14 protein-coding genes are annotated in these 15,875 nt (G+C 49.4%); 7 read left to right on the forward strand and 7 right to left on the reverse strand.

From position 1 onward, the window contains the following. Window positions 1-75: 75 nt before the first annotated feature. Both ACM6JA_RS06410 and ACM6JA_RS06415 read left to right on the forward strand, forming a co-directional pair. Window positions 76-1,410, forward strand: a complete 1,335-nt coding sequence (locus ACM6JA_RS06410) for a cytochrome ubiquinol oxidase subunit I (protein WP_414851655.1) — start codon at window positions 76-78, stop codon at window positions 1,408-1,410. Next, window positions 1,407-2,438: a cytochrome d ubiquinol oxidase subunit II gene (locus tag ACM6JA_RS06415; protein ID WP_414851644.1), complete on the forward strand. Its 1,032-nt coding sequence runs from the start codon at window positions 1,407-1,409 to the stop codon at window positions 2,436-2,438. Before ACM6JA_RS06410 ends, ACM6JA_RS06415 begins: the two co-directional genes overlap by 4 nt. 77 nt (window positions 2,439-2,515) lie before the next feature. On the opposite strand, the gene ACM6JA_RS06420 is transcribed toward ACM6JA_RS06415, so the two are convergent. Continuing rightward, window positions 2,516-3,022, reverse strand: a complete 507-nt coding sequence (locus ACM6JA_RS06420; RefSeq protein WP_173620976.1) for an Lrp/AsnC family transcriptional regulator — start codon at window positions 3,020-3,022, stop codon at window positions 2,516-2,518. Between the two features lie 80 nt (window positions 3,023-3,102). Between ACM6JA_RS06420 and ACM6JA_RS06425 the strand changes: the two genes are divergently transcribed. Continuing rightward, entirely contained in the window at window positions 3,103-3,537 is a 435-nt protein-coding gene (locus ACM6JA_RS06425) for an MFS transporter (RefSeq protein WP_414851645.1), read from the forward strand. Window positions 3,538-3,601: 64 nt separating this feature from the next. Here ACM6JA_RS06425 and ACM6JA_RS06430 read toward each other — a convergent pair whose 3' ends face one another. Then, window positions 3,602-5,113, reverse strand: coding sequence for an acetyl-CoA hydrolase/transferase family protein (locus tag ACM6JA_RS06430; protein WP_414851646.1), 1,512 nt, complete (start codon window positions 5,111-5,113; stop codon window positions 3,602-3,604). A gap of 141 nt (window positions 5,114-5,254) precedes the next feature. Further along, a complete protein-coding gene (locus ACM6JA_RS06435; RefSeq protein WP_414851647.1) occupies window positions 5,255-5,926 on the reverse strand; it encodes a LytTR family DNA-binding domain-containing protein in 672 nt (223 codons plus the stop codon). 188 nt (window positions 5,927-6,114) lie between these two features. On the opposite strand from ACM6JA_RS06435, the gene ACM6JA_RS06440 reads away from it, so the two are divergent. From ACM6JA_RS06440 to menC, 4 genes are all read left to right on the forward strand, one after another. After that, window positions 6,115-8,139 carry a sigma 54-interacting transcriptional regulator gene (locus tag ACM6JA_RS06440; RefSeq protein WP_414851648.1) on the forward strand — a complete coding sequence of 675 codons (2,025 nt, stop codon included), beginning with the start codon at window positions 6,115-6,117 and terminating at the stop codon, window positions 8,137-8,139. A 179-nt stretch (window positions 8,140-8,318) separates the two neighbouring features. Further along, window positions 8,319-9,728, forward strand: coding sequence for a YfcC family protein (locus ACM6JA_RS06445; RefSeq protein ID WP_414851649.1), 1,410 nt, complete (start codon window positions 8,319-8,321; stop codon window positions 9,726-9,728). A gap of 94 nt (window positions 9,729-9,822) precedes the next feature. Then, window positions 9,823-10,962, forward strand: coding sequence for a M20 peptidase aminoacylase family protein (locus tag ACM6JA_RS06450; protein ID WP_414851650.1), 1,140 nt, complete (start codon window positions 9,823-9,825; stop codon window positions 10,960-10,962). A 20-nt stretch (window positions 10,963-10,982) separates the two neighbouring features. Beyond that, complete coding sequence (gene menC, locus ACM6JA_RS06455) at window positions 10,983-12,131, forward strand: o-succinylbenzoate synthase (RefSeq protein ID WP_414851651.1); 1,149 nt, start codon at window positions 10,983-10,985, stop codon at window positions 12,129-12,131. A gap of 76 nt (window positions 12,132-12,207) precedes the next feature. Here the strand turns inward: menC and ACM6JA_RS06460 are convergent, their stop codons facing one another. The 4 genes from ACM6JA_RS06460 to ACM6JA_RS06475 all read right to left on the reverse strand — a co-directional run bounded on the left by ACM6JA_RS06460 (window position 12,208) and on the right by ACM6JA_RS06475 (window position 15,653). Further along, a complete protein-coding gene (locus ACM6JA_RS06460) occupies window positions 12,208-13,116 on the reverse strand; it encodes a hypothetical protein (protein WP_414851652.1) in 909 nt (302 codons plus the stop codon). Window positions 13,117-13,259: 143 nt separating this feature from the next. Beyond that, the gene (locus ACM6JA_RS06465) at window positions 13,260-13,547 is read right to left on the reverse strand and encodes a HesB/YadR/YfhF family protein (protein ID WP_007728959.1); all 288 of its coding nucleotides are present in this window, start codon (window positions 13,545-13,547) and stop codon (window positions 13,260-13,262) included. Between the two features lie 139 nt (window positions 13,548-13,686). Further along, window positions 13,687-14,982: a sensor histidine kinase gene (locus ACM6JA_RS06470; protein ID WP_414851653.1), complete on the reverse strand. Its 1,296-nt coding sequence runs from the start codon at window positions 14,980-14,982 to the stop codon at window positions 13,687-13,689. After that, window positions 14,979-15,653: a response regulator transcription factor gene (locus ACM6JA_RS06475; RefSeq protein ID WP_007728963.1), complete on the reverse strand. Its 675-nt coding sequence runs from the start codon at window positions 15,651-15,653 to the stop codon at window positions 14,979-14,981. The genes ACM6JA_RS06470 and ACM6JA_RS06475 overlap by 4 nt, the downstream gene beginning before the upstream one ends. Window positions 15,654-15,875: the final 222 nt, after the last annotated feature.

Below are 15,875 nucleotides of genomic sequence, written 5' to 3' on the forward strand. Positions count from 1 at the left end.
TGGGACATTAACGAGGAAATCGTTAACAATTTTTGGTGCCGATCAGAAAGGAAGTTGAACGTGGAAGATATCGTGATGACCAGAGCCATATTCGGGACGACTATGGCCTTTCACATTATTTTTGCGACCTTGGGCGTTGGTCTCCCGCTCATGATCTTACTGGTAGAGCTCCTCTTTTGGCGGACGCGTGACCGTGATTACGAGATTATGGCCAAACGCTGGACAAAAGCCCAGGCGATCTTGCTAGGTGTCGCGATCCCCTCTGGAACGATTGCTGGGGTCCAGCTTTCCCTGTTATGGCCTGGGTTCATGGAGATTGTCGGCAGGGTGATCTCGCTGCCTTTTCAGATCGAAATATTCGCTTTCTTCGTGGAAGCTTTATTTATGTCCATCTACGTCTACGCGGCTCACCGCCTATCCCGCAACATGCGTTTGTTGAGTTTGTTCATGGTTTTGCTTGGTGCGACGGCCTCCGCGATTCTGATTACGAATGTCCACGCCTTTGAAGGTACTCCAACTGGGTTCCGGATGGTCGATGGGCAGATCGTCGACGTGGACCCGTGGAAAGCTTTTTTCAATCCCAGCTTTATCGTGACGGCAGGTCATGTAACTGTCTCTGCTTATATGACGGGGGCATTCATCGTCGCTGGAGTGGCAGCGTGGAAAATGCTGCGCGCTGCAAAAGGCAGTCGGGTTTATTTGTATCATCAAAAAGCACTCTTGGCCGGCTTGATTGTGGGCGGCACCTTTTCCCTTTTAACCGCATTGAACGGTCATGAATCCGCACAGCTTTTGCATAAATACCAGCCGGAAAAGCTGGCAGCTGCGGAAGGACTATTTGAAACACAAGCATACGCCCCACTCGCGATTGGCGGCTTTACCGATCCCGAGACGAAAGAAGTCAAATACGCCATCGAGATTCCATGGGCGCTCAGCTTCCTTGCAGCCAATCGCTTTGACGAGGTCGTGGTCGGTCTGGACGATTTTCCACAGGAACTGTGGCCTCCACTCTACGTCCATACGCTGTTTAACGGGATGGTCATCATCGGCAGCTTGTTGATCTTCGTTGGTTTCATCGGCTTCGCTTGGAAGAAGCTCCTGAAACGCTCTCAGTTTCCCCGTTGGGTTCTCTGGGTATTTGTCGCGAGTGGACCGCTCGCCTTATTAGGCATCGAATTCGGCTGGATTTTTGCCTGCACAGGACGCCAGCCATGGGTAGTTTATCGTGTGATGAAAACAGTAGATGCTGCTACCCAAGCGGCAGGCATCTCTACCCTGTTCTGGATTTTCCTTTCGGTGTACGTATTTTTCGCGATCGTCACCCTGCTCGTATTCCGTAGCTATTTTGGCCGCCACCCCTTGGAGCTCGATCCGCCAGAACAGCCGAAAGTGGACGGAGGAACGGTATGACCGACACGATTATTGCCATTACGCTGCTTTGGATTTTCGTCGTCATCTATTCCGTCGCGGCCTCCTTCGACTTCGGTGCAGGTTTTTGGTCGATGATCTATTTGAATCGGGAAAAAACCAAAGCCACTCAAATCGCCAATCGCTACCTCTCGCCCTCCTGGGAGGTCGTGAATGTCTTTATCGTGTTAATTGTTGTCGCGCTCGTTACCTTTTTCCCTGGCGCGACCTACACATTAGGGAGCCTGCTACTGGTTCCCGGATGTCTCGTGGTGTTATTGATGCTGATTCGTAGTACGTTCATGGTGTTTTCGCATCTGATTCACAAGTATGACAAGATGCTCAGCATTGTCTCCGGCGTTACCGGGATATTGGTGCCGGCTCTGTTAATCAGCGTGCTTCCTGTGACACAGGGCGGGTTGTCTCGAACGATAAATGGTGTGGAGTATCTCGATTGGGGACTGTTTTTGACCAGCCCGCACGTCTATTCTTTCATTGGTCTTGCCGTCAGCAGCACACTCTTCCTCTCGTCGCTGCTTCTCGCAGACTACTCCTTCGTCGCAGGTGAAAACCAAGCCTTCACCGTCTACCGCCGGGATGCGGTGCTTCTGGGGCCGATTACGTTGCTTGCGGCATTGGTTACCGTGCTCACGATGCAACTGGAGGCGAAATGGCTATATGACCGCATGCTCGACTATTTGCCTTGGCTGATTGCATCGGCGGTCTGTTTTTTCATTAGTTATATCGCTCTCCTCCTGCCCCAAGACCGTCGATACTTCGGCATCCATCTTCCGCGAATTGCGGTCATTGTCGCCACGACGCAATACCTGCTCGCCAGCTATGCGTACGGTGCAGCGCGCCTCCCCTATATCGTCTATCCCCAAGTGACGATTGAGTCCAGCTTTACACATCCGGATACGTTTCACGCTCTGTTTATTTGTTATATGGTCGGCTTTGCGATTCTCGTACCCGGTTTTATTTATTTCTGGCGTCTGTTCATGAAGGACGAGCAGTATGTACGGCAAAAATAGCATTTCCGCGATACGCAAAAGTAAAGAGGCTTCGCCCTGATACGGCGGAGCCTCTTTTTTGTTCGGCAGAAGCACAATCAGAAGATTTTCTCTTCCTCGAGCATCATTTTTTGCTCAAACGGTGCCGTTAGCACGATCAACGTATAGGAGAATCCGAAATCCCCGGTACGTTCCGAGAAGGCAACCAATTCCTCCGTCGACCTTGTTACCACTTTCAGCATGTAGTTGTACTCCCCACTGATCCGGTACATGTCCGTCACTTCCGGCGATTGCTTGCAGAAATCGATGAACGCCGCACATTGCTTGGTGCGGAACATGACAAAAGCAGTCGTGTGCTTGCCCAGCTTTTCCTGAGAGATCGACGCGTGGTAGCCCGTAATGATTCCCTGCTCCTCCAGACGGCGGACCCGCTCCTTCACAGCAGGCTGCGTCATCCCGATGATTCTCCCCAGCTCCGCGAATGGAATCCGCGAATTTTCGTGCAACAAGCTAATGATTTTATAATCGATTTGGTCCACGCAGATCACCCTTTCAAATCCATAAGTGTCTCCTGCCAAATAACTTGTATATAGAAAGCCATTCATCGCAAACACCTTAATTCATGTATGTAAATTATAGAAATCGTTTCGTAAAATGTCACTACATTCTCGAGGAGTGAACCACCTTGTCCAAAAAATTTTTAATCCTATTGCTAGCCTTGGGAGAATTCATGATTGGCACGGCTGAGTCAATCGTGACCGGAATCATCGGCATGATCGCAGATGACACCGATGTCTCCCTCTCCCTCGCTGGTCAGTTAGTGACCGCCTTTTCCTTGGCCTTTGCTTTTGGGGCTCCGGTCTTGATCGCGCTCACCGCGGGAGTAGAACGCAAAAAACTCATCCTTTGGACGCTGTTTTCATTCATAGTGGCAAACCTGCTCGCATCAATAAGCCCAAGCTTCTCCCTATTGATGCTATCCCGCATTCTGCTGGGGCTTTGCGGAGGCATCTACACCGTGGTAGCTCTCGCGCAAGCAGCCAACATGGCCTCCCCAGAGAAAAAAGGCAGGAGAGCTTACAAGCGTAAAAACGTAAAGGTACTTCCTACATGGCAATGAAGACGAGAAAAACCCGCCAAGGCTTCAACGCCCGAGCGGGTTTGTTTTTTCATCATTCAATCGCCTAGACCATCGCTGGCTTTTTCGCAAGCATCGTGCCTTCCTGCGCGTAACGTACGTGCCAGGAGAATGCCTTTTCCAGTATATGCGGGGTGTGCCCGCCGCGTGTGAGTGCTTCCTCGTAGTACGCCATCAATTGATCGCGGTACATCGGATGCGCACAGTTCTCGATAATTTTGATGGCTCTTTGACGCGGAGCCAAGCCTCTCAGGTCTGCCAAGCCTTGCTCGGTGACGATAATATCTACATCGTGCTCAGTATGATCCACATGAGAGGCAAACGGAACGATGCTCGAAATGTTTCCACCTTTGGCAATCGACTTGGTTACGAAGATGCCCAGACGTGCGTTGCGAGCAAAATCACCAGAGCCGCCGATGCCATTCATCATTCGCGTACCCGATACATTTGTCGAGTTGACGTTGCCGTAGATGTCCGCTTCAATCGCGGTATTGATCGCAATCAGACCGAGGCGGCGAATCAGCTCCGGATGGTTCGTGATTTCTTGCGGACGCAACAGAAGCTTATCACGGTATTGGGCGAAATTCTCGGTGACATGCTTCATTTTGTCAGCCGTCAGCGTGATCGAACAGCCTGAAGCAAACGAAATTTTACCTGCATCAAGCAAATCAAACACCGCATCCTGCAACACTTCCGAGAAAACAGTCAGATCCGTGAATTCCGAATCCAAAAATCCGTTGAAAACCGCATTCGCTACCGATCCGATTCCCGATTGCAATGGTGCGAGATTGTTCGGCAATCGCCCCTCTTTTACCTCCTGACGCAAGAACTCGATCAGATGCGCCGCAATCTGCGCCGTTTCTTCGTCGGGTTCCACAATCGTCGAGGGAGAATCCAACTGGTTCGTCAGGACAATCCCTTTTACTTTATCCGGATCGACAGGAATCCCTGCTGTACCTATTCGCTGATCAACGGACGTGAGCGGAATCGGTTCACGCTCTCCCTGTTTCGCTGGTGTATAAATATCATGGATGCCTTCCAACTCCACCGATTGAGCCATATTCAACTCAATGATGACATACTTGGCATTTTCCACGAAAATATTGGAATTCCCCACGGACGTTGCCGGAATGATCATGCCTTCTTCTGTAATTGCAACCGCTTCCACAATTGCGTAATCGATCGCGTCTATCGCTCCCTGACGAATTGCTTCCGCTGTATGCGACAGATGCTGATCAACGAACATCATGCTGCCATCGTTGATTTTTTTGCGCATAACCGGATCTGCTTGAAAAGGCAATCGCTTGTTGATGATCCCCGCTTCGGCCATCACGGCATCCACATCGGAGCCGAGTGAAGCTCCTGTATATACGTTTACGCCAAAAGGCTTGTTCTCTTTTTTCGCCAGCTCAGCCAATGCGAGCGGCACGACCTTGGCATCACCAGCACGCGTGAAACCACTTAACCCGATTGTCATGCCATCCTCAATCCATCCTGCTGCTACCTCAGCCGTCACGATTTTATCTGCCAGTCGTTTATCGCGTAAGCGCTCCCACATCATTGTGACCTCCCATGCCATCTTTATTGCCTTTACACTAGCACATGGATTCTGAGCGGGCACTCGATTTTCAACAAAACAGAAAATTTACACGGCTATCAAGAAAAAACGGCAGCGAACCATTCTCATTTGTCAGATATTTCAGAAGCCGAGCAATTGCCGAAACGAGCTGGCATACGACTGACTAACAGGAACTCTCGTCTTTTGCTTGTCCTTCATCTCCAATAAAAACGTCGAATGAAAATGCGGGTGAATAAAGCCGATCGTTTCCATATTGACGAAATACGACCGATGACAGCGCACAAATCGCTCTTGCGGGAGCATGTACTCCAGTTCAGCCATGTTGTATTTGTTCGCATACGATCCACTAACCGTATGCAGAAGCGTTTTTCCTTCATGAGAGCTGATATAGACGATCTCCGTTAACGGAATGGGCAGCCAGCCGTCCTCCCCTTTTCCGACCAAAAACGATAGACGCGCCTCCGGATTTGTGAGCGGAACGTTTTGAGGTGGATAGATGGCGGTAATACAGCCCATGACCTGACCATTTCGCACTAATGGAAGTGAGAGTCCGTAGTACGGCACGCCAAAAATACGACTCTCCACCTGATGCCCCACTTTTCCCATTTCCATGAGCGCTTGATGTGTAGCCGAGCCAATGGGTACGAGATCCCCTGGCGTAATTTTCAAGTCAATATTGGAACTCGGTTGATAGTACAAGTATTGTGAGCCGTCCGAGATCGCAATCGATACCCCGTCTGGCACGACTTCCCCAATCATTTGCAGCACCTCTGGAACCACTCTGTCCCCCATGCTGATTCCTCCTGCTCCTGTTATTGCTTTTTGATCTTCTCTATCTTCTATTAAAACACATTTCCCCTCCCGCAAATCAATCCTTGTCTTTCCTCTCTATACAAGCGAATCCATCCGATTACAGCCGGGCATTGTGCTATCATGAGATTACAAAACATTCACGATTGTTTGAGCAAAGGCGGTGCAGCATGGACCACACCATTGTCTTGATTGCAAAAGGAACGGACACTCTCGAATTTTTGATAAAAGAACTGCGGGCTTATTTCGAGCCGTATTGTAAAATCATCGGTTATGCCAGCCATGAGCACATTCCCGATTTGAGCGGAGTCGATCATGTCTTTATCACAACCAAATCCCCGGAGCTGTATACAGTTGCCCGTCAAGCTGTCGCCGACTCCGTACCCATCACGGTTTTAAACCGTTTTTTCGAGTTGCGCAAAATGAAAGCGCTGATGCAGATTCCTCCGGGGACGACCGTCCCTGTCATGAATAATTCGCCCGTGACGGCACAAGAGGTCATCCAAAATTTAATAGAAGCGAACGTCGATCATATCAATTACGTTCCTTTTCACCCTGGCTGTTCATTTGATGATCTCGAATTTCAGTACGCGATCATTATGAGCATCGCTGATGTACCGCTGCCTCCTCAAGTGGAGGTTATCGATCTCGGATTTCGCAAAATCAACATTCATGACTTGATTGATATCGGTCGCAAGGTAGGCGTACCCAGTGAATGGGAGCGCGAGTACTTGTCTTCCTTCATCTTAGAAATGTCTGAGCTCGCGAAAATGCTCGGCACCTCCTACGCAGAAGTACAGAAGCTAAACAGCCAGCTGCAATCTACCTTTCAGGCAGTCAAAGACCCTGTGATCGCTTGCAACGAACAAGGTCTGATCACGTTTATCAACGATGTCGCCGTTGAGCTGTTTTGTCCACATGCATCCTCCATTGTTGGACAGCCGTACACGGTGTTGAAGGAGCACAGCTTACTGCAACCCTTTTTTGAGCAGGAAGATCAGGAGGACGCCCTCGTAACCATTGATCACAAACAATTTATCGTCAGCAGTCAAAGCATCCGCCGCAGACATGAGCATTTAGGCTTCGTTTGTACGCTAAAAGACGTGACCGAAATCCAACGCTTGCGAACTACTCTTACGTTGCGCGGTCATACAGCGACGTACTCCTTTTCCGATATCAAAGGACAAAGTCAACCGCTTCTCCAAGTCATCGAGCTCGGCAAAAAGATGGCAAAAAACAATCAAACGATTCTGCTGACAGGGGAAAACGGGACGGGAAAAGAGCTGTTCGCCCATGCCATTCATCAGCACTCCCTACGCAAAAACGGCCCCTTTGTCGCAATCAACTGTGCCTCCTTGCCGGAAAACCTGCTGGAGAGCGAGCTGTTCGGCTACGAAGACGGTGCCTTTACAGGAGCACGAAAAGGCGGAAAGCCCGGCCTGTTTGAGCAAGCGGACGGTGGGACGATTTTTCTCGATGAGGTTGGGGACATCTCTGGAGCCATTCAGGTCAAGCTGCTTCGCGTGCTGCAAGAAAAGCAGGTCATCCGCGTGGGCGGTACAGGCATTCTCTCTGTGGATTGCCGCATCATCGCTGCTACCAATCGCGATTTGGAAGACGCTGTTTCCCAAGGAGGCTTTCGTGAGGACCTGTTCTATCGTTTGGCTGTCCTGCCGATCCAGATTCCCGCTTTGCGTGAGCGAATCAGTGACATTCCCCTTCTTATTGATGAGCATCTGGAGCAGCAAGGCTTTCGCAAAACATGGTCGCCAGAAGTAATGGAGCTATTCTATCGCCATGACTGGCGGGGGAACATTCGCGAACTGAAAAATGTCGTCGACTATGCCATTACGGTAAGCGAGCATCCTGTCATCGGCATTCAGGATCTCCCCAAACGATTGACGGATAGCCTGTTTCAAAAGCAGCAGACGGCTCCTATCCCCAATTTGGACGACAACCGCGACCTGGATATTTTGTATTGCTTGCATCATTATTACGTATCTAACAAACCAGTCGGACGTTATCAATTGGCGCACTCCCCTGAACTACAATCCGTAGGCTGGACAGAGAGCGCACTGCGACACAAGCTAAAACTTCTAGAGCAGCAAGGTTTGGTTCGTTCAGGAACAACCCGACAAGGAACCTCCATCACCCCCGCGGGTATCGAATTGTTGCGAAAACACGGGCGGATTTAGCTTCCGTCCAATGAATAATAGGTTGTATTAGGCTGCATAAAACCTAATAAACATTCCTAAATCTCATTTTGTTCCTTTATCTTGCCCATGAAAATTCACTGAAAACGCTTATATTCGGGAAATTTCGACACTTGGCACGACCCTTGCTTGTCATAAACAAAAAAAAGCGAGGTGACCTCATGTCTACACATCCATTGAAACCTGCAAAGAAACGTTTTTCTGTGCCGCATACCTATGCCATCCTCTTTATCATCATCATTTTGGCAGCCCTAGCTTCCTATGTTCTCCCAGCTGGTGAGTTCGAACGGGTCAAGGACGTTGCCTCAGGCAAAACCGTCGTAGTCAACGGCAGCTACCATCCTGTAGAAAGTGATCCGGTCTCGTTCTTTGACATGTTCAAAGCGATTCCAGAAGGAATGCAAAAAGGCGCGCAAATCATTTTCTACATCTTTATTGTAAGCGGTGTATTCGGAATCATCCGCCAGACTGGAGCGATTGAAGCCGGGATCAATAAAGGTGTCCGACACTTGGAGGGTCGGGAAAAGCTGCTCATTCCTGCTTCCATGTTCCTCTTCTCCATCGGTGGCTTCACCATGGGAATGGCAGAAGAAAGCATCATCTTCGTTCCAATCGGTATCGCGCTGGCTCGTGCAATGGGCTTTGATGCCGTAACAGGTACAGCCATGATCACCATGGGGGCGGCAGCCGGCTTCATGGGCGGGATGATCAATCCATTTACGGTTGGGGTAGCGCAGTCGCTCGCGCAATTGCCGCTCTTCTCTGGTCTTACCTTCCGTGCTGTTGTGTATGTCTTCGTTCTCGCTTTTGCCATCTGGTACGTCATGCGCTATGCGTATCGTGTCAAAGCAGACCCGACCAAGAGTGTGCTTTATGGCGTAGAGAATCACGCAAGTCAAGAACAGGAAACAGTAGACATCCCAGATCTGAATGCACGCCACAAGCTCGTGTTCCTGGTAATGGTCTGTGGTCTCGCCTTCAATGTATACGGTGTATTCAAGTACGAATGGTTCCTGACAGAGCTTACCGCTTCCTTCCTGATCATGGGCCTGGTTGCTGGTCTCGTCGGAGGTTTGTCGGTCAATTCGCTGTTTGATTCCTTCGTCGCAGGTGCGAGAGCCGTTACGTTTGGTGCGCTGATCGTCGGTTTTGCCCGCGCGATCACGGTCGTCTTGGAAGACGGAAAAATTATCGATACGATGATTAACAGCCTGACTTCGGCGATTGGTCATTTGCCAGATGCCGTAAACGTCATCGCCATGTTTGTGATTCAAGCCTTTCTCAATCTCTTCATTTCTTCCGGTAGTGGACAGGCAGCGACAACGATGCCAATCATGGTGCCGATTGCGGACTTGCTCGGCATCCAGCGTCAGATTGCAGTTCTTGCCTTCCAATACGGCGATGCGGTCACCAACTCCATTATCCCGACTTCTTCTGCGTTGATGGGCTATCTGGCTGTTGCGGGCATTCCGTATGAGAAATGGGTCAAATTCATTTGGAAACTGCTAGCTGGTTGGGCCGTGATCGCCTCGATCGCACTCATCGTAGCAGTGACAATCGGCGTTTCGTAACAAATGAGCTTTTCACAAGACTGGCTGCGTCAAGTGGATTGGCGTAGCCTTCGTTTCACCTATCGACTACCCTAAACAAACCGATGGAGGAACCATGCGCACAACGATCAAACAATTGCAGCCCGCCATTTTTTCTCTATACGAGCATTTACACCAGCATCCAGAGATAAGCTGGGAGGAAGTCCAAACCACCTCATTCATTGCTGACTTCTTGAAAAAACACAATTGCCACGTCACTACCTTTGACGACGTGACGGGAGTTGTTGGCGAATGGGGCGATCCGACACCAGGAAAATTGACTGTAGGCGTACGTGCAGATATGGACGCACTCTGGCAAGAAGTAAACGGCGTCTTTACCGCGAACCATTCCTGCGGACACGATGCGCATATGACCATGGCATTAGGCGTCCTCATGGTACTGCAAGCAATGAACGTCCAGCTCCCTGGGCGCCTGAAGCTCATTTTCCAACCAGCAGAAGAAAGCGGAAATGGCGCACTTGCGATGGTGAACAAGCAAGTAGTGGACGATATTGATTTTCTGTACGGTGTCCACCTTCGTCCCATTCAGGAAATCCCGCACGGCACAGCTGCTTCTGCCATCTTGCACGGGGCGGCTGGTACGATATTCGGGCAAATCAAGGGTGCCGATGCTCATGGCGCACGACCTCATCTCGGAGTCAATGCTATCGAGGTAGCCGCTGCGATTGTTGAGCAGTTAAAAGGCATTCATCTCGATCCGCTCGTCCCTTATTCCGTCAAAATGACGCAGCTTTCCGCCGGTAGCAAAAGCAGCAATATCATTCCGGGCTCGGCGCATTTCCACTTGGACCTGCGGGCACAGACGAATGAAGTCATTCACGCCCTATTTGCCCGTGTCGAGCACATTTTGCAGCACGTCTCCCGTCTGTATGAAGTTGAGCTGTCTTACGAGATCACCGAACGTGTCTATGCGGCGGAAGTGAACGAAGAAGCGAGACTGATCATGGCGGATGCCATTACCCAAACCTTGGGGGAAGAAAAGCTCGAACCGCCGATTCAGACACCGGGCGCGGAAGACTTCCACTACTACACCAAGGAACGTCCACAGCTTCGCGCGACCATGCTTGGATTAGGCTGCGGCCTGACACCAGGACTTCATCATCCGCAGATGACTTTTGAAAAAGAAGCACTGCTAGACGGCATCGAGATTTTGGCAAGAACGGTACTGAAAACGTTTGAGCGACAATCCATATGAACGGTTGAGGAGAGATGAACATGAAAATCGAACGCGTGGACCTGCAACGAATCAAAATTCCTTTGAATTCCCCTTTTGAGACGAGCATGGGAGTCGAAACCCACAAAGAATGCATTGTGGTGCGTGCATACAGCGGTGCCTATGTCGGGTTCGGCGAAAGCGTCGCGATGGACGTCCCCGTCTACAACGAGGAAGATGTTGATACGGTCTGGTACATGCTCGAAAAGTATTTGATCCCGCAGCTGTTTTCACGGGAGATCGAGCATCCTGATGACGTATCCCGCCTCTTCTCCTGGATGCGCCGCAACCACATGGCCAAAGCCGCTTTGGAAGGTGCCGTCTGGGATTTGTACGCCAAAATGAACGGCCTCTCCCTCTCCCAAGCATTGGGCGGAACTCGTACGACGATTGACGTCGGTGTGAGTATCGGAATCGAGCCGACCATCGAAAAACTGCTGCAACGCGTAGAAGGCTTCATCCGTGACGGCTACAAAAAGATCAAAGTGAAAATCAAACCGGGCTTTGATGTCGAGCCAATGCGTGCGATCCGCAACACATTTGGACCAGATGTTCCGCTGATGGCGGACGCAAACTCTGCGTATACGCTGGCAGACATGGAGATGCTGAAGGCTTTGGATGGCTTCGGTTTGATCATGATTGAACAACCATTGGCTCATGACGACATCATTGACCATGCGACCTTGCAAAGGGAGCTAAAAACGCCGATCTGCCTCGACGAAAGTATCCATACGGTGGAAGATGCCCGCAAAGCACTCGAGCTCGGCAGTTGCCGGATTATCAACATCAAGATCGGTCGTATAGGCGGTCTGACCGATGCCAAGAAGATCCATGACCTGTGTGCGACACGCGGCGTACCAGTATGGTGCGGAGGAATGTTGGAGGCAGGGATTGGACGCGCGCACAATATCGCGATGGCCTCGCTTAGCAACTTTACGATTGCCGGCGATACATCCCCTTCCCATCGCTACTTTGCTGAAGATATCGTGACACCCGTCATCGATTTTGCAGCACCTGGTATGCTGGCTGTACCGACATCTCCAGGAATCGGTTTCGACATCAATGAGTCTGCCATTCGCAATGCCCTGATCGAGCATAAAAGCTACTATGCAAATCGGGAGTCTACTACGACTGTCATTCCAACCTGGTAGACAACACTCATATCGAAGTGAAAAAGAACAGAGAGTGCCTATTGGCCTCCCTGTTCTTTTTATTTAGGTGATTGTATTAATCCGTAATCGTCAAAAGCTTGCACAAATTTCGCTCGGCAAGAGCTCTCTTCTCTGGAGGAAACCGCTTTAGCAGATCCAATGCAGCATACGGAAGCTTCAATGCATGAGGATCGCTGTATAGTCTATCCCAGTATAGCGGAGAAAAAATTTCCTCGAACGCTGGCTCCTTCACCTCATCCTCCAAAGTAAACGGAGGAACATGGCGATTCAAATAGATTTGAAGACGATGGTTTACGATACCAGGCTTCACAATATCCTCATAACCGAATCGCTCCAGATCTGTTAACGCATGAGCATGTGTGATGTTATGAACGACCTCGCTCGCCAAATGAAAGCGTACTCCGTTAATATCACGCGGCGGTATAACTAAATGTAGCTCGCCAAACGCCCGCTCTGCCATCTCTGCGGTTGTATCGTAAGGCGCAACTTCGTCTTTGACATCATCAATCGTCATGCCATGGTAATTCTCGATGCCCCAATAACGGTCTTTCCTGTCTTCTGTCGTCGCTTGAAGAATCTTGACCAAGCCATCCACCACAGTTGGAGTGATCATATCAGGGCGTTCGCGCAGTGCTTTTAATGCCAACACACCTAGTGCTAGTCCATGACCTGAGGTCCGAAGCTGCTTCACATTTTGCTGGAGGCCATCGATGACGTGCTGTAACAAGGAGGGATCAGCTTGCTCGTCTTGATCTAGTGGAACAAACCATTCAGGTTTTTGCTTGCGGAAGGACTCGCATGTCCGCTCAATACCCTCTTTTACATGTTCAGGGAGATCGTGCTCACGATCCATGAAGTACCCTGCCAATAAAGCTGCCCCATAATGACCATCGAACCATCCCGCTCCAGCTGCACGTGCCATTCCCGTAATGCCAAGCTCCAAGTAAGAATCAAGTAAACGCATATAACTTCCTCCTTTTTCCATTTATGTATTCATAATATAACATACATTTTTGTTTGTAAAGTATGATATTTTAGTTTTTTCGCTCATGTAAAAAGGCCCCGTATATCCGGAGCCCTTCATCTACTAGCTATCATATTCCTAGATTAATCCAGCTTAAATTCTACTTCGTCTGTCTCTGGCCGATAATCGACAATCAACCCTCTTCCATTCATATACCACAACTCATCTTTTTCCATGTAAAATGTGATGCCATCCTCTACTGTCGAAATGCCGATTTCATTCGGCAACTCTTTGGCAATCCCCATCGAGAATGAATCCTGAACCGTACTAACGCCTCCATACCGGACAAAAAAACGAATGCTGTCTCCTTCTTTGCATCCCCATTCTTCCCGAAACCATGCTACCGCTGCTTTAGTGATCGTCATGTTCATTAGTACGCCACTCCTCTCTTCCTATAGTTTACCTCGATTTAGAGATATTTGAAACATAAAAGTATGTTAAATGGAATTGTCTCACTATTTGAAAAAAGAACCGATTTCCTACGCTGGGATCACGGTTCTTTCCATCTGTTTAAGCCTTTATTGGAAGTGTAACCAAAAAACTCGTTCCGATACCTACCTCACTGCTGACCTGAATTTTTCCGTGGTGCGCATCCACGATCCATTTGGCAATGGAAAGCCCCAAGCCTGTGCCTTCTGTCGCTCGAGAGCGCATTTTATCCACCCGAAAGAAGCGATCAAACAAATACGGAATATCCTCTTTGGAAATCCCGATCCCACTGTCTTTTACGAGAATCGAAACGCGACCGCCTTCCTTTTTGCAAGAGACATAAATCCGGCCGTCTTCGTTCGTGTACTTCAAGGCATTGTCCAGCAAGATGACCATGAGCTGATGCAGACGTTCTTGGTCCCCCACCATCTCAATGGGTTGCTGGATGTCTGTTTCGAGACGAATTTCCCGTACGATGGCAAGTTGTGCAAAAACCTGGGTGCATTTATTTGCGACTTCGTCTAAGCGCAGCGTCTGACTCATGATCTGCAACTCGTTAGAATCACTGCGAGCCAGTGTGAGCAAATCCGAGACGAGCTTGCTCAAACGCTTGGCCTCCTGCATCCCAATCATGATTTTTTCGCTTTCCTGCTCAATCGTATGATCCGGGTGTCTGAAAAGCCTCTCCAGATTGACCATAATGGCCGTGAGCGGCGTCCTCAGTTCATGAGAAGCATCGGCAATAAACTGCTGCTGTTTTTCCCACGAGACTTGGATCGGGATGAGTGCCCTTCTCGCCAAAAACCAGCCAGCCACGATCGCAATGACAATACTGATAATGTCGCCGATTATGACAACGTACAGCAAGCTGTCCAGCATATTTTGCTCAGGTGCCAGATTGTAAATCAGTTGAAACTGGTACGCGGTCTGTATCCGATTGCCTACAACGACCTTTTTTGGAACGGTAACTGTCTGCACGCGATAGACTTGTCCATTCACTGTTTTCGTTTCAATTCCATCTGCTTTTCCGTTATGCTGGAATTCTGCATACTCCTCTGGCTCCAGCCGGTCACCAAATGCGGTCCCGATGACACGCCCAAAGCTATCCCAGACAAGTAAAACATATCGGCGATCCAGATCGTTAAACTTTTTCCTCTCCTGACGGTTGTATGGAAAAGGGTCATCTTCAATTCGATGGAGACGAGGCAAAGAATCAACTGCCAGCCTTTGACTGACTTTGGTCATTTCTCTGTCCACCTGCGAATAGAGACGATACTTCATCGTGTAGTAGACTGCACTCCCCAGCCCGTTCAACAAGAGAAGCACCACTATTACGTTCAACGTTACGAGCCGAATCCTCGTTTTCCGAAACATCATTTGTCTTCCTTTTTCAAAATGTAGCCCACATTGCGGATCGTTCGGATGAAGCCTTCGTAAGCACCCAGCTTCTTACGCAGGTAGTGGACATACAAATCGACCACTCCGTAATTCGCTTCTGAATCAATTCCCCATACGCGGTCAAAAATTTGTTGGCGCGTCAATATTTGCTCCCGATTTTGCAGGAAGTACTTAAGCAGCTCGTACTCCTTCGTTGTTAGCTTCATCGGCTCATCATCAACAAAACCGTCATATTCATTTATCTTCAGCGAAAGAGGACCGTATGCCAGCTCGCCTTCTGCGTTCTGTTTCCCTTGTCGGCGCAAGAGGGCTCTCACTCTCGCCGTTAGTTCTTCGGCCGCAAAAGGCTTGACCAAATAATCGTCTGCTCCGGCATCCAATCCCTCGACTCTCGACTCTACGCTATCTTTTGCCGTTAAAAACAAAACTGGCGTCATGATACCTTTTGCACGCAACGTTCTCACCAGTGAAAGACCATCCATTCCTGGCATCATAATGTCCAGGACCAACAAATCGTAGATGCCGCGTTCCGCCAATAACAAGCCGTCATCTCCGCGCTCTGCCGTATCCACCTGATATCCTTCATCGGTCAGGACTCCTGCAATTGTTTGAAGCAGCGCTTTTTCATCCTCCACTGCAAGAATAAGCATATTGATCCCTCTTTCATTTGAAAAAGCTGTATGTCATTCAGCATAGCATAATCGACTGGAATCACAATAATGACCACACTCGCCGATCTCTGCTGTGCTCACGCTCCTTTTATTAGAGCACGTATTTTTTTGAATCAGATTTGTAGTTGCTGGCGGAAATACAAAAAAAGCTGCATTCTCCATTACTTTTTACAAGTAATCGGGAATACAGCTTTTCGTCTC

Source organism: Brevibacillus sp. IT-7CA2, assembly GCF_949767855.1.
Taxonomy (GTDB): Bacteria; Bacillota; Bacilli; order Brevibacillales; family Brevibacillaceae; genus Brevibacillus.